This window comes from Lentzea sp. JNUCC 0626 (genome assembly GCF_043632865.1).
Classification (GTDB): domain Bacteria; phylum Actinomycetota; class Actinomycetes; order Mycobacteriales; family Pseudonocardiaceae; genus Lentzea.
On the sequence record NZ_CP171635.1, the window covers coordinates 638,860 to 661,414 of the forward strand.

25 protein-coding genes are annotated in these 22,555 nt (G+C 69.9%); 17 read left to right on the forward strand and 8 right to left on the reverse strand.

Translation table 11 applies throughout. The annotated features are described in order from the left end of the window. Window positions 1–30 precede the first annotated feature (30 nt). The gene (locus JNUCC0626_RS03080; protein WP_394618105.1) at window positions 31–1,812 is read right to left on the reverse strand and encodes an FAD-binding dehydrogenase; all 1,782 of its coding nucleotides are present in this window, start codon (window positions 1,810–1,812) and stop codon (window positions 31–33) included. 162 nt (window positions 1,813–1,974) lie between these two features. On the opposite strand from JNUCC0626_RS03080, the gene JNUCC0626_RS03085 reads away from it, so the two are divergent. Continuing rightward, a complete protein-coding gene (locus tag JNUCC0626_RS03085; protein WP_394618106.1) occupies window positions 1,975–3,105 on the forward strand; it encodes a helix-turn-helix domain-containing protein in 1,131 nt (376 codons plus the stop codon). A gap of 2 nt (window positions 3,106–3,107) precedes the next feature. Here the strand turns inward: JNUCC0626_RS03085 and JNUCC0626_RS03090 are convergent, their stop codons facing one another. Further along, on the reverse strand, window positions 3,108–3,512 hold the full coding sequence (locus JNUCC0626_RS03090; RefSeq protein ID WP_394618107.1) for a ribonuclease domain-containing protein: 405 nt from the start codon (window positions 3,510–3,512) through the stop codon (window positions 3,108–3,110). Window positions 3,513–3,735: 223 nt separating this feature from the next. Between JNUCC0626_RS03090 and JNUCC0626_RS03095 the strand changes: the two genes are divergently transcribed. Next, window positions 3,736–4,560, forward strand: a complete 825-nt coding sequence (locus JNUCC0626_RS03095; RefSeq protein ID WP_394618108.1) for a cellulose binding domain-containing protein — start codon at window positions 3,736–3,738, stop codon at window positions 4,558–4,560. Between the two features lie 13 nt (window positions 4,561–4,573). Here the strand turns inward: JNUCC0626_RS03095 and JNUCC0626_RS03100 are convergent, their stop codons facing one another. Both JNUCC0626_RS03100 and JNUCC0626_RS03105 read right to left on the reverse strand, forming a co-directional pair. After that, window positions 4,574–5,386: an alpha/beta fold hydrolase gene (locus JNUCC0626_RS03100; RefSeq protein ID WP_394618109.1), complete on the reverse strand. Its 813-nt coding sequence runs from the start codon at window positions 5,384–5,386 to the stop codon at window positions 4,574–4,576. Between the two features lie 93 nt (window positions 5,387–5,479). Continuing rightward, entirely contained in the window at window positions 5,480–6,052 is a 573-nt protein-coding gene (locus JNUCC0626_RS03105) for a TetR/AcrR family transcriptional regulator (RefSeq protein ID WP_394618110.1), read from the reverse strand. A gap of 109 nt (window positions 6,053–6,161) precedes the next feature. On the opposite strand from JNUCC0626_RS03105, the gene pcaH reads away from it, so the two are divergent. From pcaH to JNUCC0626_RS03140, 7 genes are read left to right on the forward strand one after another with little or no spacing between them, the layout of a single operon-like run. Continuing rightward, window positions 6,162–6,899: a protocatechuate 3,4-dioxygenase subunit beta gene (gene pcaH, locus JNUCC0626_RS03110; RefSeq protein ID WP_394618111.1), complete on the forward strand. Its 738-nt coding sequence runs from the start codon at window positions 6,162–6,164 to the stop codon at window positions 6,897–6,899. Further along, complete coding sequence (locus tag JNUCC0626_RS03115) at window positions 6,892–7,386, forward strand: protocatechuate 3,4-dioxygenase subunit alpha (RefSeq protein ID WP_394618112.1); 495 nt, start codon at window positions 6,892–6,894, stop codon at window positions 7,384–7,386. Before pcaH ends, JNUCC0626_RS03115 begins: the two co-directional genes overlap by 8 nt. A 2-nt stretch (window positions 7,387–7,388) precedes the next feature. Then, on the forward strand, window positions 7,389–8,501 hold the full coding sequence (locus JNUCC0626_RS03120; protein ID WP_394621954.1) for a lyase family protein: 1,113 nt from the start codon (window positions 7,389–7,391) through the stop codon (window positions 8,499–8,501). Beyond that, window positions 8,486–9,226, forward strand: a complete 741-nt coding sequence (locus JNUCC0626_RS03125) for an alpha/beta fold hydrolase (RefSeq protein ID WP_394618113.1) — start codon at window positions 8,486–8,488, stop codon at window positions 9,224–9,226. Before JNUCC0626_RS03120 ends, JNUCC0626_RS03125 begins: the two co-directional genes overlap by 16 nt. Continuing rightward, on the forward strand, window positions 9,223–9,570 hold the full coding sequence (gene pcaC, locus JNUCC0626_RS03130; protein WP_394621955.1) for a 4-carboxymuconolactone decarboxylase: 348 nt from the start codon (window positions 9,223–9,225) through the stop codon (window positions 9,568–9,570). The genes JNUCC0626_RS03125 and pcaC overlap by 4 nt, the downstream gene beginning before the upstream one ends. Beyond that, window positions 9,567–10,739: a 4-hydroxybenzoate 3-monooxygenase gene (locus JNUCC0626_RS03135; protein ID WP_394618114.1), complete on the forward strand. Its 1,173-nt coding sequence runs from the start codon at window positions 9,567–9,569 to the stop codon at window positions 10,737–10,739. Before pcaC ends, JNUCC0626_RS03135 begins: the two co-directional genes overlap by 4 nt. A gap of 34 nt (window positions 10,740–10,773) precedes the next feature. Continuing rightward, a complete protein-coding gene (locus tag JNUCC0626_RS03140) occupies window positions 10,774–11,862 on the forward strand; it encodes a winged helix DNA-binding domain-containing protein (protein ID WP_394618115.1) in 1,089 nt (362 codons plus the stop codon). Here JNUCC0626_RS03140 and JNUCC0626_RS03145 read toward each other — a convergent pair. After that, window positions 11,840–13,012 (reverse strand): molybdopterin molybdotransferase MoeA, encoded by a 1,173-nt coding sequence (locus JNUCC0626_RS03145; RefSeq protein ID WP_394618116.1) that lies wholly within the window; start codon window positions 13,010–13,012, stop codon window positions 11,840–11,842. The two genes, JNUCC0626_RS03140 and JNUCC0626_RS03145, sit on opposite strands and share 23 nt — an antisense overlap. Before the next feature lie 62 nt (window positions 13,013–13,074). On the opposite strand from JNUCC0626_RS03145, the gene JNUCC0626_RS03150 reads away from it, so the two are divergent. Genes JNUCC0626_RS03150 through fdhD form a run of 3 tightly spaced genes read left to right on the forward strand, consistent with a single transcriptional unit; the run spans window position 13,075 to window position 15,546 of the window. Then, entirely contained in the window at window positions 13,075–14,316 is a 1,242-nt protein-coding gene (locus JNUCC0626_RS03150) for an MFS transporter (protein ID WP_394618117.1), read from the forward strand. Beyond that, window positions 14,313–14,852 carry a hypothetical protein gene (locus JNUCC0626_RS03155; RefSeq protein WP_394618118.1) on the forward strand — a complete coding sequence of 180 codons (540 nt, stop codon included), beginning with the start codon at window positions 14,313–14,315 and terminating at the stop codon, window positions 14,850–14,852. Before JNUCC0626_RS03150 ends, JNUCC0626_RS03155 begins: the two co-directional genes overlap by 4 nt. Next, the gene (fdhD, locus tag JNUCC0626_RS03160) at window positions 14,746–15,546 is read left to right on the forward strand and encodes a formate dehydrogenase accessory sulfurtransferase FdhD (RefSeq protein ID WP_394621956.1); all 801 of its coding nucleotides are present in this window, start codon (window positions 14,746–14,748) and stop codon (window positions 15,544–15,546) included. The genes JNUCC0626_RS03155 and fdhD overlap by 107 nt, the downstream gene beginning before the upstream one ends. Window positions 15,547–15,705: 159 nt before the next feature. Here fdhD and JNUCC0626_RS03165 read toward each other — a convergent pair whose 3' ends face one another. Beyond that, window positions 15,706–16,179 carry an NUDIX hydrolase gene (locus JNUCC0626_RS03165; RefSeq protein WP_394618119.1) on the reverse strand — a complete coding sequence of 158 codons (474 nt, stop codon included), beginning with the start codon at window positions 16,177–16,179 and terminating at the stop codon, window positions 15,706–15,708. 89 nt (window positions 16,180–16,268) lie between these two features. Here JNUCC0626_RS03165 and JNUCC0626_RS03170 point away from each other — a divergent pair, with 89 nt between their 5' ends. The 4 genes from JNUCC0626_RS03170 to JNUCC0626_RS03185 are packed head-to-tail and all read left to right on the forward strand — an operon-like array spanning window position 16,269 to window position 20,259. After that, window positions 16,269–17,138 (forward strand): ABC transporter ATP-binding protein, encoded by an 870-nt coding sequence (locus tag JNUCC0626_RS03170; protein WP_394618120.1) that lies wholly within the window; start codon window positions 16,269–16,271, stop codon window positions 17,136–17,138. 1 nt (window position 17,139) lies between these two features. Then, entirely contained in the window at window positions 17,140–18,207 is a 1,068-nt protein-coding gene (locus tag JNUCC0626_RS03175) for an ABC transporter permease (RefSeq protein WP_394618121.1), read from the forward strand. A gap of 4 nt (window positions 18,208–18,211) precedes the next feature. Next, entirely contained in the window at window positions 18,212–19,123 is a 912-nt protein-coding gene (locus tag JNUCC0626_RS03180; protein WP_394618122.1) for a Gfo/Idh/MocA family protein, read from the forward strand. A 32-nt stretch (window positions 19,124–19,155) separates the two neighbouring features. Beyond that, window positions 19,156–20,259, forward strand: a complete 1,104-nt coding sequence (locus tag JNUCC0626_RS03185; RefSeq protein WP_394618123.1) for a macrolide family glycosyltransferase — start codon at window positions 19,156–19,158, stop codon at window positions 20,257–20,259. Here JNUCC0626_RS03185 and JNUCC0626_RS03190 read toward each other — a convergent pair. Beyond that, window positions 20,234–21,076, reverse strand: a complete 843-nt coding sequence (locus JNUCC0626_RS03190) for an alpha/beta fold hydrolase (RefSeq protein WP_394618124.1) — start codon at window positions 21,074–21,076, stop codon at window positions 20,234–20,236. The two genes, JNUCC0626_RS03185 and JNUCC0626_RS03190, sit on opposite strands and share 26 nt — an antisense overlap. Before the next feature lie 109 nt (window positions 21,077–21,185). On the opposite strand from JNUCC0626_RS03190, the gene JNUCC0626_RS03195 reads away from it, so the two are divergent. Then, complete coding sequence (locus JNUCC0626_RS03195; protein WP_394618125.1) at window positions 21,186–21,905, forward strand: SDR family NAD(P)-dependent oxidoreductase; 720 nt, start codon at window positions 21,186–21,188, stop codon at window positions 21,903–21,905. Here the strand turns inward: JNUCC0626_RS03195 and JNUCC0626_RS03200 are convergent. Further along, the gene (locus JNUCC0626_RS03200) at window positions 21,868–22,467 is read right to left on the reverse strand and encodes a DedA family protein (protein WP_394618126.1); all 600 of its coding nucleotides are present in this window, start codon (window positions 22,465–22,467) and stop codon (window positions 21,868–21,870) included. The two genes, JNUCC0626_RS03195 and JNUCC0626_RS03200, sit on opposite strands and share 38 nt — an antisense overlap. Window positions 22,468–22,555: the final 88 nt, after the last annotated feature.

Sequence of the window (22,555 nt, forward strand, 5' to 3'; positions counted from 1 at the left end):
GGAGACCGCAGACCCCGTGAACGTGGGCCGCTAGGCGCTTTCGGCGGCCGCGCCACGTCCGGCCGCGCGGCCGGAGAACAGGCAGCCGCCGAGGAACGTGCCTTCCAACGCGCGGTAGCCGTGCACGCCGCCGCCACCGAAGCCCGCCACCTCGCCCGCTGCGTACAGGCCGCGGATCGGCTGGCCGTTCGACCCGAGCACGCGGCCGGTGAGGTCGGTCTGCAGGCCGCCCAGCGTCTTGCGGGTCAGGATGTTCATCCTGATCGCGATCAACGGGCCGGATCCCGCGTCGAGGAGCTTGTGCAGCCCTGCGGTGCGGGCGAGGCTGTCGCCGCTGTAGGCCAGCGAGTTCCGGATGCCCATGACCTGGACGTCCTTGGAGAACGGGTTGTCGACCTGCTGGTCGCGGATGGTGATCTGGCGGCGCAGGTCGTCGAGGTTGATCAGGTTCTGGCCGGTGAGAGCGTTCATCCCGGCGACGAGGTCCGGGAGGTTGTTCTTGATGACGAAGTCGACGCCCTTGTCCATGAACGCCTTCACCGGCGGCGGCGTGCTGTTCAGCAGCCGCATCGCGAGGTAGGCGATGAGGTTCTTGGCGGTGATCTCCGGGTTCTGCTCGGAGCCGGAGAGCACGAACTCCTTGTCGATGATCTTCTTGTTGAGCACGAACCACGAGTAGTCGTAACCGGACTTGCCGATCAGCTCCAGCGTGCCGAGCGTGTCCAGCGACGGGATGCCCGGGTTGGGAAAGCGCTTGCCGCGGGCGTCGAGCCACAGCGACGACGGTGCCGCCAGCACGCGGATGCCGTGGTCGGGCCAGATCGGCGTGTGGTTGATCATGCCTTCGGTGTAGTGCCACATGCGGTCGCGGTTCACGAGCCGGCCACCAGCGAGCTCTGTGATCGCCAACATCCGCCCGTCGACGTGCGCGGGGACGCCGGTGACCAGGCGCTGCGGTGCGGGGCCGAGGCGTGCGGGCCAGTTGCGGCGCACCAGGTCGTGGTTCGCGCCGATGCCGCCGGAGGTGACGACGACCATCGGCGCGTACAGCTCGAAGTCGCCGACCTTCTTGCGAGAGCTGGGGGTGCCGCGGGCCGCGCTGCTGGCTTCGAGCAGGCTGCCGCGCACGCCGGTGACGGCGCCGTTCGACGTGATCAGGCCGTCGACCTGGTGTCGGAACTTGAACGTGACCTTGTTATCGCGAACAGCGTCGCGCACCTTCTTCTCGAACGGCTCCATCACGCCGGGGCCGGTGCCGAGCGTCATGTGGAAGCGCGGCACCGAGTTGCCAGGGCCGTCGGCGAGCTGCCCGCCGCGCTCGGCCCAGCCCACGATCGGAACCCAGCGCACGCCGAGACCGTAGAGCCAGTCGCGCTTCTCGCCGGCGGCGAAGTTCAGGTAGGCCTCGGCCCACTTCGCGGCCCAGTAGTCCTCGCCGAGGGGATCGTTCACACCGCGGTCGAACCCGGCGGTGTTGAACCAGTCGGCCCGCGCCAGGTCCAGCGAGTCCTTGATGCCCGCGGTCCGTTGTTCCTGCGAGTTCACGAAGAAGAGGCCGCCGAGCGACCAGAACGCCTGCCCGCCGAGGCTCGCCTCGGGTTCCTGGTCGAGCAGCAGGACCTTGCGGCCCGCGGCGGCCAGTTCGGAGGTCGCGACGAGACCGGCGAGACCGTGGCCGATGACGATCACGTCGGCGTCCACTCTCGGCGCCGCCCCGGCGACGGCCTGCCCGAGCGTCCCGCTCGCGGCGATGGCGCCGATCGCGCCGCTCGCGGCAAGGAGGTTGCGGCGGCTGATGTTCCGGTCTGACATCCCAGGGCCTTCCTCGTTGAAGGGTGGTGCCAACGCGAATTACTCTCGCGTAAAGCAACTAACCAGTAACCGGAGAGCGGGGGATAGGGTCCCGCCACCAAACGGCGACGGCTGTGTTGTGGCCGTCACACAACGTGGGGTTTGCGAGGCGCTGTGCCGGGTATGTCCGCGATGGTCCGCCAGGTGCTCGAAGCCGTCGCCGCCGACGACAAGGTGGTCGAACGGGTCGTCGACGCGGCCCGCGGCAACTCGCCGGAGGTCGCCCGGCTGCCCGCCGAGGAGAACCGGCGGCACATCGCCTTCCTGCTCACGGAGGGGATCGCTCACCTCGAACGCGGCGGCACGCCGGACGACGGCGACTTCTCGGCCGCGCTGGCGCTGGGGGCCGATCGCGCCGCTCAGGGCGTGTCGATAGCGGGGTTGCTGCGCGGGGTGCACGCCGGGCGCACGGAGTTGATCAGGGCGGCCGTCGAGCTCGCGCGGTCGCTGGGAGTCGACGACGGCACGATCCTGGACTTCATGATCAACCTGGACCACTACGTCGGCGCGGTGGAACGGCACATCATCAGCGGCTATCACACGGCTGAGCTGCAACTCGCGCGCACGGCCCGGGATCTGCACGCCCAGGTGCTGCGGCGGTTGCTGGTGTCCGGCGAGTTCCCGGACGCCTCGGAACTCACGCGGGCCGGGCTGCGGCCGGAAGGGCGTTATCACTGCGTGGTGTCCGGGGTGACCGATCCGAGCCACGCGCGGACGCTGGAACAACGGCTGCACGTGTTCGGCGGCGTGTACGGGCTGGTCGAGGGGCGGCTGGCCGGGCTCACGCACGTGCTGCCGTCGTGGTCGGACGATCTTCTCGTGGTGTCGCCCGCGACCGCGCTGAAGTCGTTGCGCGGAACGTATTCGTTGTGCACGCAGGCGTTGGCCGCCGCAGGGGGTGCGCTGGGCGTGCAGTTGCTGACCGATCTCGCCGGTGAGACCGCTCTCGCTGCGTTCCCGGGGCTCGCGGAGACGCTGGCGGAGTCGTTGCTGGGGCAGTTGGACCCGAAGAGCACGTTCCACCACGAGATGGTGGTGACGGCGTTGTGCTACCTCGACAACGGCGGGCGGCTCAGTGCGACGGCCTCGGCGTTGCACATCCACGCGAACACCGTGCGGTACCGGCTCGACCGGCTGGTGGAGCTGACCGGTGCCGATCTGGGCGAGAACCCGGTTGTCGAACGTTCACACGTGCTGGCGACCCTGCACACCTGGTGGGCGCTGCGGTCGTGGCTCGACCGCAGCGCCCGGTGAATCTAGAGGCGGTAGAAGTTCGCGTAGTGGTCCGGGGAGAAGTAGACCGTGCCGGCCGTGCGGTCGACGATGATCCGGTACGCGTCCCGGGACGCGCCGCAGGCCCGCGGGTAGACGTCGAACTCCAGGTAGCGGTGTCCGGCCGGGAGCTGGCCCTCGCGGTTCTGGTGCACGCCACCGGCGTAGTTGCACTGGCCGTTCGGCCAGCCGCTCACCCAGCCGCGGGTGCTCGGGTAACCGCGCTGGCTCCACTGGGTGTTGACGTCGCGGGCGGCGGCGCACCGCGACTGCGTGCACGAGTTGTAGACGGCGGCGTCGGCGGCGGGCGCGACGACCGTGGTCAGGCCGAGCACGGACGCGACGACGGCGAGCGCCGCGAAGAAGCGACGTGGTTGCAGGGATTGCACTTCAGACCTCCATCGGCAGGGAACGAGGTACGTCTGCGATCCTTTCTGTTGATCACCACGAGCTGATGAACGGCAGGGAACCATCCGCGCAACTGTGGCCAGCCCACGCTCGCACACACCGTGCCGTTCCGCGCGGCTCGAAGCCCTGACGACTCTGAACGCCCGAGTTGATCAACGCCGAACAGCCGATTGCGGACGCAGCCTCCGCCGATAGATTTGTCCAATGGCAGCACGGAAGCACTTTGTGGTGCTGTTGACCTTGCTCGTGGCCGCGTGCACGGCCCCGCAGGACGGCAGGCCCTTCCCCGCACCGCGATCTTCACCTTCGGTGGACAAGGAGCCGTCCACAAAGGTGCGGACCGTTGTGGACGGCCGGACGGTCGAACTGGCCGACGGCACCCGTGCCCGCATCTCCCGGCTGGCCGAACCGACCTCGTGCGCGGCGGCCGCGGCCACCGACTTCGCCACGAAGACGTTGCTGGACAAGGAAGTCCGGGTGAGCAGCATCACCCCGGGCGAGATCTCGCTGGCGCTGGCCGACGGCACCGACTACGCGTTGCTGGCCGTGCAGTACGGCATCCTGCGCACCTCCGGGGTGGACGGTGGCCCGCTGGTCGAGGCGGAAACCAAGGCTTCCCAGGCGAAACTCGGTCTGTGGGCCCAGGGCGACTGTCCCTCCTCGGCCGCGCAGCCGCCCTCGTCGACGGCCGTCGCGCCGCCGCCCGCCTCGCCGTGCGTCGTGGTCTACCGGATCACCAGCCACTGGGCCGGCGCCTTCCAGGCCGAGGTGACCATCCGCAACGTCAGCGGCGCGCTGGTGGAGGGCTGGACGGTGAAGTGGCGCTACGACGGCGGCGAGACCGTGTCGCAGCTGTGGAACGGCACGGTGTCGCAGTCCGGCGCCGATGTGAGCGTTGCCAACGCGGCGTACAACGCGTTGATCGTGAAGGACGGCTCGGTGACCTTCGGGTTCAACGGGGCCGCGACCGGTCCGACCTCGCCACCCACCGCGTTCAGCGTGAACGGTGCCGCCTGCACCGTGGGGTAGTGATCATCGCTGGCTAGTGCTGCTGCCACCAGGTCGTGACGATCCTGGCGTACTCGTCGGCGTTCTCCTCCCAGACGAAGTGCCCGGCGTCGACGACGTCCAGCCTGCTGTTGGGCAGTTCGCCGTGCAGGAACTCGGCGTTGGAGACCGGGACGACGGCGTCGCGCCTGCCGTTGATCAGCTGGACGGGTGTGGTGATGGTGGGCAGCAGCGCGCTCAGTTCCCGCAGTTCGGCGGGGTAGGCGCGCACGTACGCCATCTGCTCGACGAACCGCTGACCCTCGTAGGCGGCGAGGTAGTCCTGGCGCACCACTTCCGGCAGTTCGTAACCCTCGATGGCGTCCATGGCAACGTTCACCACGTCCTTCGGCCCCAGTTCCCGGTACGGCGCGAGGTCCTCGTCGTGGACCCACTCGTGCAGCGGGGAACCGAGATCCGTCGGTGACGTCGCGCCGCCGCTGCCGATCACGATGCTGCGGAAGCGTTCCGGTGCCTTCGCGGCGGCGAACAGGGACGCGCTGGTGCCGATGTCGGGGCCTACGAGGTGCGGCTTCTCGAGGTCGAAGGCGTCGGCGATCTTGAGGAGGAACTCGCCCATCCTGCTGGGGGACAACAGGTCCTCGCGCAGTTCGGAGTGCCCGAAGCCGGGCAGGTCGACCGCGATCAGGCCGGCGTGCTCGGCGAGCTTCGCCCAGGTCGCGTCGTAGGCGTAGAGGCTCTCGGGCCACGGGCTGAGCAGCAGCGCGGTCGGTGTGGTGATAGCGCTCACGGCGTAGCGGACGGACAGGCCGTCGATGGTCTGGAACTTCGGGTTGATGTCGCTCATGAGTTCAATATGACCGGTCGTCTTAGATTGCGTCAAGAGGGGTCGAGACGATCGGTCATATTCGGGTGCTCGGTGGGTGGGGGCCGGGCTGTCTCAGCGCAGGACGGTCTCGAACGCGATCGTGAAGAAGGCGGTGAACGACGCCCCGTCCTTCGCGGCGCGTTCGCCGACGATGGCGCCTTCCCAGGCGTTCAGCAGGAACCTGGCCAGCGTGCCCGCGTCCTGGGTGCTCGCCAGTGACCTGTCCTCCTGGGCCTCGCGGAGGGTCGCCGCGATCGCCTCTGCCCAGTGGTCGAAGGCGACCTTGACGCCGTCGCGGATGGCGGGGATGTGGTCGGCGGCCTCGGTGCTGAAGTTGCCGAAGACGCAGCCGCGTTCGTAGCCGACGTCGACGACGTCCTTCGCCAGCGCCTCGAAGTGGTGGCGGAGTTTGGCGAGCGGCGCGGTCTTCTGGGTGCGGAGCAGGTCGAGGTGCCGGGTCTCGCCGTACCGGTCCATGATCACGAGAGCGAGTGCTTCCTTGCTCTCGAAGTGGTTGTAGAACGAGCCTTTCGGCACGCCGGCGCTGTCGGTGATCAGCTTGACCCCGCACGCGTTGTAGCCGTGCCGGTGGAACTGCTCGAACGCGGCGTCGACGATCTGCTCTCGCACACTTGCCCTGGGCACATCTCCAATATGAGCGGTCGTCTCCCGGTCGTCAAGTGAACGCCGTCCTTTCCGTTCACTGGAAAGCGGCATCGACTCGGACGGGGTGGTTTGCCTAGCGTTCGATCACGTGACAGCCAGCCAGCACGAGATCAGCGACGAGATCGCGAAGATCCAGGCCGACTCACCGGAAGGTGCGCCGCTGCTGGACTTCGCGCCGTACCGCAGCACGCTCCTGCGTCACCCCACCAAGGAGCCGCGGCACGTCGATCCGGAAGGCGCCGAGCTGCTCGCGCCGGTCTTCGGCCACTCCGACGTGGACGCCGTCGAGTCCGATCTGACGATCCAGCGCGGTGGCGAGCCGATCGGCGAGCGGATGCGGGTGCACGGCCGCGTGCTCGACGGCGACGGCCGTCCGGTGCGCCGCCAGCTCGTGGAGATCTGGCAGGCCAACGCCGCCGGCCGCTACTCGCACCAGGGCGACCAGCACCCCGCGCCGCTCGACCCGAACTTCACCGGCGTCGGTCGCTGCCTGACCGACGACGACGGCTGGTACTCGTTCACCACGATCAAGCCGGGCCCCTACCCGTGGCGCAACCACCACAACGCCTGGCGCCCTGCGCACGTTCACTTTTCCTTGTTCGGTACGGATTTCACGCAACGGCTGATCACGCAGATGTACTTCCCCGGCGACCAGCTGCTGGCCCTGGACCCGATCGCCCAGTCGATCACCGACCCCGCCGCGTTGGCGCGGTTGATCGCGTCCTACGACCACGCGCAGTCCGAGCACGAGTGGTTGCTCGGCTACCGCTGGGACATCGTGCTGACCGGCAGCCACGCGACCTACCTGGAGCCGTCCGATGACTGACTCGACTCCCGGCCAGACCGTGGGCCCGTTCTTCCACCACGCCCTGGCGTTCCCCGGAGACTCGGAGCTGGTGCCGTTCGGCTCGGCCGGTTCCGTGGTGCTGCACGGCTACGTGTTCGACGGCGCGGGCGCCGTCGTGCCGGACGCGATGATCGAGATCCGCCAGTCCGACGCGGCCGGGGTTGTACCGCGCGTCGGCGGGTCGTTGCGGCGGCGCGGTGCCGGATTCACCGGGTGGGGCCGGTCCTGCACCGACGGCGCGGGCCACTACTGGTTCAGCACCGTGGAGCCCGGCCTGCCGTTCTTCGCGGTGACGGTGTTCGCTCGCGGCCTGCTCGACCGGTTGTTCACGCGCATCTACCTACCGGGCGCCGCAGACGTCGTCGACGGGCTGGTCGCGGTGCGCGAACCGGACGGGCGGCTGAGGTTCGACATCCACCTGCAGGGGCCGTCCGAGACGACGTTCTTCAAGTATCCGCGGACGTGATCATGCTTCCTGGTTCTCAGCGCGCTTCCGGCCTCTTCGACGACGCCGCTCTCGTGCGGGCGATGCTCGACGTTGAGGTCGCTTGGGCGCGGGTGCTCGGGTCCTCGTTGTCTTTGGGTGACTGGGTTCCGTCGCTGGACCCCGTGGAGGTCGAGGCGGCGGGCAACCCGGTGCTGCCGTTGGTGTCGGCATTGCGGGCGAAGGTGTCCAATCCCGTCCACACCGGACTCACCAGTCAGGACGTCCTCGACTCGGCCTTCATGTTGTTGGCGCGCACGGCCTTGGAGCGCGTGTCGGCCGATCTGGGGCGGGTGGCGGAGGCTCTGGCCGAGCTGGCGGCGGAGCACCGGTCGAGCGTCATGGCGGGGCGGACGTTGACGCAGTTCGCTGTGCCGATCACGTTCGGGCTCAAGGCCGCGCGCTGGCTGGTCGCCGTGCTGGACTCCCTGGACGAGCTGGCGATTGTCGCGCGCACCCTGCCCGTGCAGTGCGGAGGCGCTGCCGGGACGTTGTCGCGCGTTGCGGATCCCGGTGCTGCGGAGGCGTTTGCGGCGAACCTGGGGCTGGCCTGGCCCGGAATGCCCTGGCACACCTACCGGGCGCCGGTCACGCGCCTCGGCGATGCGCTGGTTCGGGTCTGCGACGGGCTCGGGGTGCTGGCGGCGGACGTGCTGACGTTGGGGCGGCCGGAGATCGGCGAGCTGCGCGAGGGCTTCGTGGCCGGGCGCGGCGGGTCGTCGACCATGCCGCAGAAGCGCAACCCCGTGCTGTCGGTGCTGATCAACAGCGCGGCTCTGCAGGCTCCCGGGCTCGGGGCGCAGCTGCACCTGTGCGCGGCGCGGGCGGTGGACGAGCGGCCGGACGGCGCGTGGCACGCGGAGTGGCCTGCGTTGCGGGCGTTGCTGGAGTTGGCGGTGGTGGCGTCGTCGCAGGCCGCCGAACTGGTGGAAGGGCTGGAAGTGCACGCGGACGTGATGGCGCGCCGGGCCTCTGCGGCCGCCGGGGAGTTGCTGGCGGAACGCGGTGGCGGCACGGAACCGGCGGCCTATCTGGGCATGGCTGAGACGTTCGTGGACGACGTGGTGAAGAGGTGGCACGCGTGGAACTCAGCCTGACGAGGCTCGCCGGGACGGAGAGCTCCGAGCGGCTGCTCGTGGTCGGTCCGTCGCTGGGCACCTCTGTGGACCAGTTGTGGCGGGCGTGCGCGCAGGTGCTCGGTCCGGAGGTCGAGGTGATCGGGTGGGACCTGCCTGGCCACGGCCACGGGAAACCGGTCGGCGAAGCGTTCACGGTGGCGGACCTCGCGGACGAGGTGAGCGCTCGCACCGTTGCGCTGGCAAACGGACGACCCACCGGGTACGCCGGGGTGTCGTTCGGTGGTGCGGTCGGCTTCGAGTTGGCCTCGCGTGACCAGGGGCCGTTCGACGGTGTGGTGACCATCGGCGCGGCGCGGCGCATCGGGACTCCCCAGATGTGGTGGGACCGGGCCGCGGTGGTGCGGCGGGCCGGCACGGCGGTGATGGTGAGCGGGTCGGCGCAGCGGTGGTTCGCGCCGGGGTTTGTCGAACGCTCACCTGACGTCGCCGGTGGGTTGTTGCGGGCTCTTGTCGAGGTGGACGACGAGTCCTACGCACGCGCTTGTGAGGCGTTGGCGGGGTTCGAGGCCGGCGCCGCGGTGACGCCGGTGCGGGTGCTGATGGGGGAGCACGACGTGGTGGTGCCGTTGGACGGTGCCGACCTGGTGCTGGCCGGATGCGGGCACCTGCCGCCCGCGGAGGCTCCGGAACTGGTGGCGCGGGTGTTGCTGGAGGAGATGCGGTGTCCTACGACGACGGCATGAAGGTTCGGCGGGAGGTGCTCGGCGACGCGCACGTCGATCGGGCCGGTGCGCCGGACGCGTTCACGCAGGACTTCCAGGAGTTCATCACGAAGTACGCCTGGGGCGAGGTGTGGACGCGGCCCGGCCTGGACCGGCGGATGCGGAGTGCGATCACGTTGACGGCGTTGATCGCGCACGGGCACTGGGACGAGTTGAAGCTGCACGTCGCGGCGGCCGTGCGGAACGGGTTGAGCGAGGACGAGATCGCCGAGGTGATCCTGCAGAGCGCGGTCTACTGCGGGGTTCCCGCGGCCAATCACGCGTTCTCCGTGGCGCGGCAGGTGTTGCGGGAGGAGCTGTCATGACGACGCGCACTCAGGTCGGGATCGTCGGGGCCGGCCCGGCGGGGCTGATGTTGTCGCATTTGTTGTCGCTCAACGGGATCGACAGCGTTGTTATCGACAACAGAACGCGCCTGGAGATCGAGAACACGGTCCGGGCGGGCATCCTGGAGGCGGACAGCGCGCGGTTGCTGGTGGACACCGGGGTGTCGGACCGCGTGTTGCGGGACGGGCATCCGCACGAGGGGATCGACCTGCGGTTCGGCGGCGAGAGCCACCGGATCGACTTCCGGGCGCTGGTGGGCGAGTCGGTGTGGTTGTACCCGCAGACCGACGTGTTCGTCGACCTCGCGAACGCCCGCGAGCGCGACGGCGGCGACGTGCGGTTCGGTGTCCGGGACACCACTGTGGACGTTGGCGCGCCCGCGATTCGGTTCGTGGACAGCGATGGCGTGGCTCAGGAAGTCCGGTGCGATCTGCTCGTGGGGGCGGACGGGTCGCGATCGGTCTGCCGCGACCAGGTGCCGGAGGCGTTGCGCACGTTCAGCTTCCGCGAGTACCCGTTCGCCTGGTTCGGCATCATCACGCAGGCGCCGCGCAGTGCCGAGGAGCTGGTGTACGCGCACTCGCCGCGCGGGTTCGCGTTGATCAGCCAGCGCACGGAGACGCACCAGCGGATGTACTTCCAGTGCGACCCGGAGACCGACGCGGCGGCGTGGTCCGACGACCGGATCTGGGAGGAGCTCCAGGCTCGGGTCGCGGGGCCGGACGGGTTCACGCTCAAGGAGGGCCCGATCACCGAACGGACCGTGCTGCGGTTCCGGTCGTTCGTCGCGGAACCCATGCGGTACGGGAACCTGCTGCTCGCCGGGGACGCCGCGCACACCGTGCCGCCGACCGGGGCGAAGGGCCTGAACCTGGCGCTCGCCGATGTGAGCGTGCTCAGCGAGGTGATCGAACGCGCGTTGCTCAAGAACGACCGGGACGCGCTCGACGAGTACGGGCCGCGGGCGCTGGCCAGGGTGTGGAAGGCGCAGCACTTCTCGTACTGGATGACGACGATGTTGCACGCGTTGCCAGAGGCGACGGACTTCGACGTGCGACGGCAACTCGGCGAGCTGGGTTCCGTGACCGGGTCGGAGGCGGGCTCGAAGTTCCTCGCGGAGGGCTACACCGGCTGCTGGCCCGCTTGAGCGGGACTGGAGCGCGGTCGGCCAGACTGGCCTGATGGACATCGCGGCGCTGCGCCTCGGCAACATCGGGCGGCTCCAGTCGGCGGAGGACGTCGTGCGCTCGCTCGGCGCGATGCAGGGCCAGGACTACGGCCAGTCGCTGTGGGCGATCGGCCTGCGCACCGAGGCGGGTCGGCTGGCTGACGTCGAGGAGGCGTTGCAGTCCGGACGCGTCGTGCGCACGTGGCTGATGCGCGGCACGATCCACTACGTCCTGGCCGAGGACGTCCGGTGGATGCTCGGGCTGTTCGGTGCGCGCGATCTCGCGCGGCTGACGCCCAAGGCGTGGGCGTACCACCACATGACGCCCGAGCTGATGTCGTTGGCGCGCAAGACGTTCGTCGAGGCGCTGACCGGCGGCGGCTGCCTCACGCGGCGCGAGATGATCGACCTGATGGCGGGCGTCGGCATCCCGGACGACCGGCAGCAGAGCTACTTCACGTTCATCCACCTCGCCCAGGAGGGCCTGGTCGTCCCGGGCCCGCCGCGCGGCAAGGAACAGACGTTCGTGCTGCTCGACGAGTGGGCGCCTGCTCAGCGTTCGCTCGAAGGCGACGAGGCACTCGCCGTGCTGGCCGGTCGTTTCTTCGGCAGCCACGGCCCGGCGACCCTCGCGGACTTCGCGAACTGGTGCGGCATCGGCGTCCGCGAGGCGTCCCGCGGCCTGGACGCGGTGAAGTCGTCGCTGGTCTGCGAGGCGTTCGACGGCAAGGAGTACTGGCTGCCCGCCGACCTCACGCCGGGCGCGGGCGCGTACCTGCTGCCCGCCTACGACGAGCTGGTGATCGGCTACAAGGACCGCGCCGCCTTCTTCGGCCGGTACGACGAGATCCCGATCTCCACGTACAACGGCATGTTCTACGCGACGATCATCGAGGACGGCCAGATCGCCGGGCTGTGGCGGCGCGTCATGAAGAAGACCTCCGTCGACGTCGAACTCCGCCCGTTGCCCGGCTTCGACGTGGACCGGCTCGCCGCGCACGTGACGCGGTTCGGTGACTTCCTCGGCCTGCCGGTGCGCACGGTCGTGAAGGACGCACCGGAGGCGGGGTCGTCGAAGGTCAGCTGGCGTTCCCGGAAATGAGCTCGGCCTCGCCGCCCTCGTGGCCGGGCGGCACGACCGCGAGCGCGTCCGCCAGCGCCGCACCCCACAACGAACCTGGCCGGTCGTGTCCGACGGGGTGTGCTGTGTTGCCGGTTCTGGTGACGGGGATCAGTCGCGTGTCGTTCGGGTGAGCGCTCACATCGTTGAGGTGCGCGGTGATTTCCGGTTTGGGTGCGTGGCCGCCGAGGGTGTCCAGCAGCGGGTGCAGCAACGTGAGCACGGCGGCGTAGGCGGCGAACGGGTTGCCCGGCAGGCCTACCACGCACCTGCCGTCCGGGAGGGTCGCCAGCAGCATCGGGTGGCCGGGGCGGCAGGCGACTCCGCTGACCAGGATCTCAGCTCCCAGGTCCTGGAGCACGCTGCGGAGGTGGTCGGCCGGGCCCTTGGAGGTGGCACCGCAGGTGACCAGGACGTCGGCGCCGTCGTGGGTGAGGGCGTCCGCCAGGGCCGTGGGGTCGTCGCGCAGGTAGGTGGTGCCCAGGAGGTCGGCTCTGGTGAGCAGGCCGGGGAGCATCGGGCCGATGGCGTCGCGGACCCGGCCCGGGGTGGGTGGGCCGCTGTGCAGGAGTTCGTCGCCGGTGACGATCACGGCGACCCTCGGGCGGCGGTGGGCCAGGATGGTGTCGTGGCCGGCGGCGGAGGCGAGGCCCAGGACGGCGGGGGTGATGAGGGAGCCGGCCGGGATCAGCTCGTCGCCCGCGGACCAGTCCTCGCCTCGGCGGCGGATGTGTTTGCCAGGCGGCTGGATGGAGGAGTGGTGCAGGGTGGTGCCGTCGAGGACGCAGTGCTCCACCGGGACGACGGACTCCGTGCCAGGCGGCACCAGAGCTCCGGTCGCCACGCCGAACGCCTCGCCAGGCTGCAGAACGGGTGTTGTGTCACCAGGCCGTGAGAACGTGCGCGGTATCTGCTCGCCGGCGGCCACCCGGCCCACCACCGTCCAAGGTCCCGCACCGCGCTCGGCGTAGCCGTCCATCGCCGAGGTGTCGCAGGTCGGCTGGCTTGTCAGCGCTCGCACCGCCGACGCCAGGGCCAGGCCCAGAGAGTCGGGTAGAGGCAGTTCGACCGCGTCCAACGGCTTCGCCGCGTCGCGGGCTGTCTGGCGGGCGAGCTTCCAGGGCATGTTCATCAGGGCTCCCGTGGTATAGCCTACCGGATACTGTATGCAATCCTCGGGACGGGGTGAAGGGCATGCCAGTCGCGACTTATGTCCGTGATCACGTCGGCAGGCTCTACCGGGTGGGGGAGACCGACGTCGAGGTGTCGGGGCGCTCGCGCCGCACTGTGCTGTGGGCCGCTTGGGCGGCCATGTTGGCGGCCGGCGTCGGGCAGTACGGGTTCGGGGCGCTGATCCCGCAGTTGCAGGACCGGTGGAGCGTGCCGGAGCTGTTCTGGGCCTTGGCTCTCTGGACGGTGTGCCAGGCGGGCACGGCGTTTCCGGTGGCGTGGCTCAGAGAGCAGAAGCGGCTCACGTCCACGGGTGCCATGTGGATCGGCGCGGTGTTGTGCGGCGCTGGGCTGGTGACGCTCGGGCAGGGGCAGCTCGTCGGGTACTCGATCCTCGGCGGGGTGGGGGCCGGGCTGGTGTACGCGACCTGCCTGAGCACCGTCGTGCGGTGGTATCCGGAGAAGGTGACCCGGAAGGTGGCGTTCGTCAGCGGTGCGTTCGCGTACGGGTCGGTGCCGTTCGTGCTGGCTGCCGGGGCTTACTTCGGCGGTGGATTCCTGATGCAGGCCGGGATTGTCATCGCTGTCGTCATGGTGGCTGCGGGGGCGGTGATGAAGGATCCGCCGGAGCACTGGTGGCCGCCGCACATCGCGCCGCGCGAGTGGGCGCTGGATCGGGCGCGGGTGCCGAATCGCAGTGCGCTCAGGGAGTTCCGGACGCACGAGGCCATGCGGTGCGGCACGTTCTGGTGGCTGTACGGCGGGGTGGCGTTCGCGGCGGCGGTGTCGTTGTACGACCTGGTTTACCTGCCCTTGTTCGTGGGGGATCGGACGCTCGGGGTGGTCGCGTTGGCGACGCTCGCTGCGGCCACCGGGACCGGGCGGGTGCTGGTCGGGTGGATCTCCGAACGGATCGGGCGGCGCAAGGCGCTCGTCTGGACGTTGGCGACGGGTGGGTTGGCGCAGTTCGTGTTGCTGTACTCGCAGAACGTCGCGGGGCTGATCATCGGTGCCACGCTCGCGGGGCTGGGCACCGGGTGCTGCTACTCGTTGCTGGTGGGGGTCAGCCGGGAGTACTTCGGCGAGACCAACGGCGCGCAGAACTTCGGCGTGCTCTACACGGCGAAGGCCGCGGGGGCGTTGATCGCCGCTGTCGTGCTCGCTTCGCAGGGGCCGATGTTCGCGTTCACAGCGGCCGGTGTGCTGGGGCTCGCGGGCGCGGTGCTGAGCAAACACCTGTCGCAGCCGGGAAGGCCGCGGCTGTGAGCCGGGTGCCTCGGCTCGCCAGGGGCTGGCACCAGACGCCCGCCGACGGGTGCTGCCTGATGGAACTCACGTCGGTGCTCGCCGGTGAGGTGTGGTCGGACCGGCCCGAATGCGTGCACCCGGTGCTGGCGTGCGTGGCGCGGTGCGTCAACGACCAGTCCACTGAGGAGGGTCGGCGCAAGCTCCTCCCGTTCGCCACCAGGGTGATCGGGACGCGGGAGGCGTCCGGCCGGCGACTGGTCGCGCACTGCACGAGAAGGGCCGGGATCGTCGCGCCGAAGTGGTGGCCGCGCAACTGGGTGGTGGCCAAGGCGGTCAGGGCGTTGTCCGGGGACGAGGTGTTGCGGCGCTTGCTCGACGAGTGCGTCGCGATCTGCAGGGAGGCAGGCCATGGGACGGGTGACGAGCAGGCGGCGCGTGGTGCGGCTGGTGGACGACGCGGCCACCGCGCGACCGGACACGCTGGCGGTCGAGGAACCGCTGGAGATCCGCGTGCGGGGCAAGTCCCTCGCCGTGACCATGCGCACGCCGGGTGACGACTTCGACCTGGCGGCGGGCTTCCTGGTCAGCGAGGGCGTGGTGCGGGCGCCGTCCGACATCGCGGCGATCCGCTACTGCGCGGGCGCGACGGCCGACGGCAGCAACACCTACAACGTCCTCGACGTCGGGCTCGGCGAGGGTGTCGCGCCGCCGGACCCGAGCATCGAGCGCAACTTCTACACCACCTCGTCGTGCGGCCTGTGCGGCAAGGCGAGCCTCGACGCGGTGCGCACCGTCGCGACCTGGCAGGTGGCGAACGACCCGATCCGTCTCGACCCGAAGATGATCACCGAGTTCCCGACGAAACTCCGTGCCGCGCAACGGGTCTTCGACCGCACCGGCGGGCTGCACGCGGCCGGGTTGTTCGACGAGAACGGCAACCTGCTGTGCCTCAGGGAGGACGTCGGACGGCACAACGCGGTGGACAAGGTCGTCGGCTGGGCCACCCGCAACGGACGCCTGCCGCTCACCAGCACCGTGCTGATGGTCAGCGGCAGGGCGTCGTTCGAACTCGTGCAGAAGGCCGTCATGGCCGGAATCCCCGTGCTCACCGCGGTGTCCGCGCCGTCGTCGCTGGCCGCCGACCTCGCCGAGGAGATGGGCGTGACGCTGGTCGGGTTCCTGCGCGGCACCTCGATGAACGTCTACACCGGCGGCCATCGGCTGGGAGTCGCGGCGAGCGCCCGTTAGTGCCGCGTCAGCCAGCCTTCGCCGCGTCTTCGGCGCTCAGCGGGCCGCCTCGCGGCACCGGCCCCGCGCCCCGGTACAACCAGTACAGGGACGCGGGGCCGGCACCACGATGCGACCGTCTGAACACCGAAGACGGGGCAAAGGCCGGCTGACGCGGCACTAGTGAATGACCAGGCCGCCGACCGGGACCGCAGCGACATGCCCGGTCGGCGGCTTCCCCGACGCCAGCGCCAGACCGACGTCGACCAGAGCCGCCCGGCGCAACGAGGGAACGTCCGCGAGCGGTGTCCACACAGGATCGGCGGTCGCGCCGTTCGGTTCCGGCCGCGGCTCACCGGTGATCCGCACCTGGTAGAAGACGCCGATGTTCTGGTGAACACCCTTCTCCGGCATGTGCCGTTCCTCCGCTGGAACGACCCGCGAGTCGACACCGAGCAGCTGTTCGACCACGCCCGTGCAGCCCGTCTCCTCGGCGACTTCCCTGACCACGGCGTCGATCGGGTCCTCGCCGTGCTCGACGGCACCGCCGGGCAGCAGCCAATGGCCTTCGCCGAACGGTGAGGAAGCCCGCACCAGCAACACCCGGTCGTTCGAGATGCTCACCGCGTAGGCGGCCAGCCGGAAGGTCGTCATGCGGGCACGTTAGCCCGGAAGGGGTCCTCCGCGAGGATGATGCCGCGCGGCGGACGCGATCTTGAACCGGGCGAATTACCGTTCCTCCCATGTTGACTGTCAGGGGGATCAGCCGGAGCTTCGGCGATCACAAGGTGCTGGACGAGGTGAGCTTCGACGTCCGGCCGGGCCGGATGACGGGCTTCCTGGGCGCCAACGGGTCGGGCAAGACGACCACGATGCGCATCGTGCTGGGGGTGCTCGCCGCGCACGGGGGATCGGTGAGCTGGAACGGCCAGGAGCTCGACGCGCAGAGCAGGCCCGACTTCGGTTACATGCCGGAGGAACGCGGCCTCTACCCGAAGATGAAGGTGCGTGACCAGATCACCTGGCTCGCGCGGTTGCACGGGGTCGACCGCGAGACGGCGCAGCGCAACACCGACGCGCTCCTCGACGAGCTGGAGCTGACCGGCCGGGCGAACGACCGCCTGGAGGAGTTGTCGCTCGGCAACCAGCAGCGCGTGCAGATCGCGGCCGCGCTGGTGCACGACCCGGCCGTGCTGATCCTCGACGAGCCGTTCTCCGGCCTCGACCCGATCGCCGTCGAGACCGTGCTGGACGTGCTGCGCAAGCGCGCCGCCGCCGGCGTCCCGGTGTTGTTCTCGAGCCACCAGCTGGCGATCGTGGAACGGCTCTGCGACGACGTCGTGATCATCTCAAAGGGACGGATCGTCGCCAACGGGTCGCGGGAGGACCTGCGCGCCCGGCACGCGGGCAGCCGCTACGAGATCGTCGTCGCGGAGGACGCGGGCTGGGTGCGCGACGTGCCCGGCGCCCGGATCCTCGAGCTCGACGGACCCCGCGCGGTCTTCGAGGCGGAACCCCAGCAGGTCCTGCGGGCGGCGCTGGACCGCGGCGAGGTCCGTTCGTTCACCCCGGTCGTGCCCACGCTCGACGAGATCTTCAAGGAAGTGATCTGACATGGCCCGCGCCTCCTTCAGCCAGGCGACGTGGCTCGTCGCCGAACGCGAGATGAAGACCCTGGTCACCACCAAGGGCTTCTGGATCGGCTTCGCGTTCACCATCGTCGGGTTGTTCGCGCTCACAGTGCTGCCGACCGTCTTCGGCGGCGACGATCCCAAGGTCGCCGTCGTCGGCTCGGCCTCGCAGGCCGTGCAGGGCAAAGCGCTCGAGGTCCAGGAGGTCGGGACCGTCCAGGAGGCGGCCGACCTGGTCAGGTCCGACGACGCCGAGGCAGCGATCGTGCCGGACGGCACCGGGATCAAGGTCCTCGCTCTCAACGACCCGCCGAACAGCGTGATCCGCGAACTCGTCGAGGCACCTCCGGTCGAACTGCTCGACCCCTCGGCGGTGACGTCCGGGCAGCGGTCCGTCACGGTGATCGTGTTCGGGCTGGTGTTCCTCATGTTCGGCATGGGCGGCGCGGCCATCGCGCAGAGCACCGTGACCGAGAAGCAGACGCGGATCGTGGAGATCCTCGTGTCGACGGTCCCGGTCCGCGCACTGCTCGCCGGCAAGATCCTCGGGCACACGATCCTCACGCTCGGGCAGGTGGTGGTGCTGGCGCTCGCGGCACCGATCGCGTTGCGGGTCGCCGATCTCGGCACGTTGCTGGGGGTGGTCGCGCCCGCGCTCGGCTGGTTCATCCCGTTCCTCATGTTCGGGTTCGTGCTGATCTCGTCGATGTGGGCGGTGGCGGGCGCGCTGGTCAGCCGTCAGGAGGACCTCGGCTCGACGATGGGTCTGGTCATGATCGCGGTCATGGGCCCGTACTTCGGCGTGCAGTTCTTCTACGAGAACCCGACGGTGCTCAAGGTGATGTCGTTCGTGCCGTTCACGGCCGGGGTCGCGATGCCGGTGCGGTTGTTCGCCGAGCAGGCGGCGGCGTGGGAGGCGTTGCTCTCGCTCGGGATCCTCGCGGTGACCGTGGTGGTCATCCTGCTGGTCGCGTCCCGCCTCTACACCGGCTCGCTGCTGCAGACCGGCTCACGGGTGAAGCTGTCGAAGGCGTGGGCACCGGCAGAATAGGCGCATGATCGCTGACCCGATTCGCCTCGCCGTCGTCGGCCTGGGAGCCATGGGCACCCGGATGCTGACGGCGGCGCAGGCACATCCCGAGTACACCGTGGTCGCGGGCGTCGACGTCGCACCCAAGACGCTCGACGTCCCGGTCGTCACGAACCTCGACGACGTGCTGTCCGAAGTGGACGCCGTGTACGTGTCGACGCCGCCCGCCTCGCACGCCGACCTGGTGCTCAAGGCGTTCGCCGCGGGCAAGGCGGTGTTCTGCGAGAAACCCCTGGCCGTCGACCTGGACGAGGCCCGCGCGATGGCGGGTGCGGCGGAAGGACGGCCGAACGCCGTGAACTTCGCCCTCTCGGACATGGTCGCCACGGTCGAGATCGAACGCCGGTTGGCCTCGCTCGGCACGCTGCGGGGCGTCGAGATCCGGTTGCAGTTCCCGGTGTGGCCCCGGGCGTTCCAGGCGGACGCGACCTGGCTGTCCCGGTCCGAGCAGGGCGGGTTCGTGCGCGAGGTGTTGTCGCACTTCGTCTACCTGACCGACCGGATGCTCGGGCCGCTCACCGTCGAGTCGGTGTCGTCGGACTTCCCCGGTCCGGGTGAGGCCGAGGTCGCCGCGCGGGGCGTGTTGCGGGGGAGCGGCGTGCCGGTGCACGTGTCGGCGTTCTCCGGGCTCGCCGGGCCCGAGGTCTACGAGTGGACCGCCTGGGGCACCGAGCGGTCGCTGCGGCTCGACCAGTGGGCGTTGCTGTCCACTTCGGACGGTGGCGCGTGGGAGCCGGTGCCGCTGGAGCAGACCGGCTCCGACTACTCCCGGCTCACCCTGTTCGCCCAGGCGATGAAGGGCGAACACCCGCGGGACCTCGCGGACTTCGCCAGCGGCCTGCGGGTGGCCGAGGTGATCGAGGCGTTCCTGCGCTAAATCACTTGCGCGCGTTCGGCAGGATCGGGCCAATGGGGATCTTGTTCGTCACGCTCGCAGGTCATGGTCACGTCACGCCGACCCTCGCGGTCGTCGCGGAACTGGCCGCACGGGGTGCCGAGGTCGAGTACGCGACCGGCGCCGACCACGCGGAGGCGGTGACCGGAGCGGGCGCGCGGTGGGTGGAACTCCCCGCGCTGCCTGCCTTCCGGCCCGTCACCGCCAACCCGATCGACGAGTGGTTTCCGCACTACTTCCGGGCGATGGCCGCGACCTACCCGGTCCTGCTCGACCACTGCCGGAGCTCGAAACCCGACCTGATCGTCTACGACTCCACGAACTGGCCCGCCCGGCTGATCGCGCGTGCACTCGGTATACAAGCTGTACGCACGGTGCCACACACGGCATCCAACGCGCATTACAACCTCATGGACGCGAGCGTTGCGCAATATGTTGCGGACGATCTGGCGGAGTTCGTGAGCAGCCACGACGTCGACCTCGACATCCCGAGCACGATCGAGGCGCCCGAGGCGTGCAGCATCGTGTTCGTACCGCGCGAGTTCCAGCCGCACGCGGAGACGTTCGACGACTCGTTCCACTTCGTCGGCCCCGTGCTGGGGGAGCGCGCCGCCGAGGAGTGGCGGCCGCGCAGGGACGACGTGCCGCTGGTGTTCGTCTCGCTCGGCTCCGTGATGAGCGACGCCGGTTTCTACCAGGCGTGTCTCGACCAGTTCGCCGACGGCGCGTGGCAGGTGGCGATGACTGCGCGGGACGTCGAAGGGACCGAACACGTCGACGTGCGGCCGTGGTTCCCGCAGCCCGCGGTGCTCAAGCACGCCAGGGCGTTCATCAGCCACGGCGGCATGAACTCCACGATGGAGGCGCTGCACGCGGGCGTGCCGCTGGTCGTCGTGCCGCAGACGCCGGAACAGGCCGCGAACGCCGACCGCGTCGTCGAACTCGGCCTGGGCGAACGGATCGACGACCACGCGGACCTGCGCGCGGCCGTCGATCGGGTGTCGTCCGACGGCACGATCCGGCGGAACCTCGACCGGATGCGTGCCGCGATCCACGACAGCGGCGGCGCTGCGAAGGCCGCCGACGTCGTTCTCAGCCGAGCACTTCGCGGAGCTTGACCGCGAACTCCTCGGGCTTGCCCGCGTAGCCGAACTCGCCGCCGATGAACCCGCCGTGGTGGCTGGGGAACACGACGGCCTCCTGGCCGAGCAACCGTGCCGTGTGGACGGCCGTGCGCGCGGTGAACGCGTCGCCGGTCTCCTCACCCACGGCGATCACGACACGGGTGGACGCGGCGGCCAGATCCTCGACGCGCGGGTGGTAGTCGGTGATGGCGAGCGAGGCGGTGCCGAGCAACGGGTCGTCGCGCTTGCCGTCGTCCTCGGCCGGCATGCCGAACTGCGCGGGATCGGGCAGCGGCAACGCGAAGTACTCGTCGCCGTACTCGCCCTGGTACGAGCTCATGTGGATGAACGCCGCCATGCCGGCGCCTTGGCCCTTGGCCTGGTAGGCCTCCATGAAGGCGTCACGGGCCTTGCGCGCGGCGGCCGCGTCGGGCAGCACGTCGATGATGGGCGGTTCGTGCGCCACGAGCGTGACGACGTCGTCCGGGTACGTGGCGACGAGTTCCAGCGCCGTGACCGCGCCACCGCTGGACGCGAACAGGTCGACCGGGCCGCCGACGGCCTCGATCACCGCGTGCACGTCGCCCGCCTGGATCTGCGGCGTGTTCTCGGTGCGACCGTCCGAACGGGTGCTGCGGCCGAGGCCGCGCGGGTCGTAGGTGATGACCGTGCGGTCGGGGAACTGGGCGCGCAACGCGGTGAACCCGCTGGCGTCCATCGGCTGGCCGATCATCATCAGCGGACGGCCGCCGGAGCCGCTCACGTCGTACGTGATGACGGCGCCGTCTGTATCAAGAGTGCGAGTTTCCATGTGATTCTCCCCAGCGGAGTCGGGTGTGAGCAGCCTAGTCACAGACGTGAACCGGTATCGGCTGACAAGCCGATCGACCTGCAGGTATTCCGCTGTTATGAAGGACCGCATGACGCGTACAGCAGTGGTGACCGGCGGCGGCACGGGCATCGGCAAGGCAGTGGCGGCCCGGCTCGTCGAGCAGGGTCTCGAGGTGGTGATCACGGGACGCCGGGAGGACGTCCTGAAGGCGGCGGCGGAGGAGATCGGCGCGCGGGCGGTCGTGTTCGACGCGGCGGACCCGGACTCGGTGGAGGCGGCGCTGTCCGACCTGCCGTCCACTGTGGATGTTCTCGTGAACAACGCGGGCGGCAACATGACCCGGCGCCTGCCCGCCCCGCAGAACCTGACCGACGTGAAGAACCTGTGGCTCGCGAACTACGAGTCCAACGTGATAAGCGCGGTCCTCGTGACGACCGCGCTGCAACCGCGCCTGGCCGACAACGCCCGCGTGGTGACGCTCGGGTCGATCGCCGGACGGCGCGGTTCGGGTGCTTACGGCGCGGCCAAGTCCGCGGTCGAGGCGTGGACGGCGGACCTCGCGTTCGCCCTGGGGACCAGGGGGATCACGGTCAACGTCGTGTCGCCCGGCGTCGTCGAGGACACCGAGTTCTTCGGTGGGACGCTGTCGGAGGAACGGCGCAAGAAGCTCGTCGGCAACCCGGCGAACGGCCGCGCGGGCACGCCCGCCGACGTCGCCGCGGCGATCACGTTCCTGACCACGCCGGAGGCCGGGCACATCACCGCCCAGGTCATCGGTGTGAACGGCGGAGCCGGGCTCGGACGCTGAACCCGATGACCGCGAGCAGCACGACCAGCAGCGCGATCCACGAGAACTCCGCGAGGTAGTGCTCGGCGGCCTCTCCGACGAAGTAGACGGCCGCTGTCGTGCCGCCGGCCCACGCAACGCCGCCCGCTGCGTTGGCCAGCAGGAACTTCCCGTAGTGCATGCCCATCGTGGCCGCGAGCGGACCCGAGAGGATCCGCAGCAACGCCACGAACCGGCCGAAGAAGACAGCCCAGGCGCCGTACCTCTGGAACAGCGCCTGGGCTTTCCCGACCTTGTCCTGGCTGAAGTGACTGGGGAACTTCTCGCCCGCCCAGCCGAAGATCCGCTGCCCGAACCGCTTGCCCAGTGCGTACCCGACGCTGTCGCCGATGATCGCGCCCGCTGATGCCGCGACGCCGACCCAGAGCGGTGAGATCCCGTCGTGGTGCGACGCCATCAGCGCCGCCGCGACCAGCACGACCTCGCCCGGCAGCGGGATGCCCATGCTCTCGACGCCGACCACCAGGCCTACTACTACGTAGACCAGCAACGGCGGCACGGCGTGGAGCCACTCGGTCAGCACATCCGCGATCTTCCTCCAACCGGGCGGGAACGGCCACGAGACACGGCTGTCTCGGTAGTGTGCTGATCATCCAGGCTTGAGGGGGCTG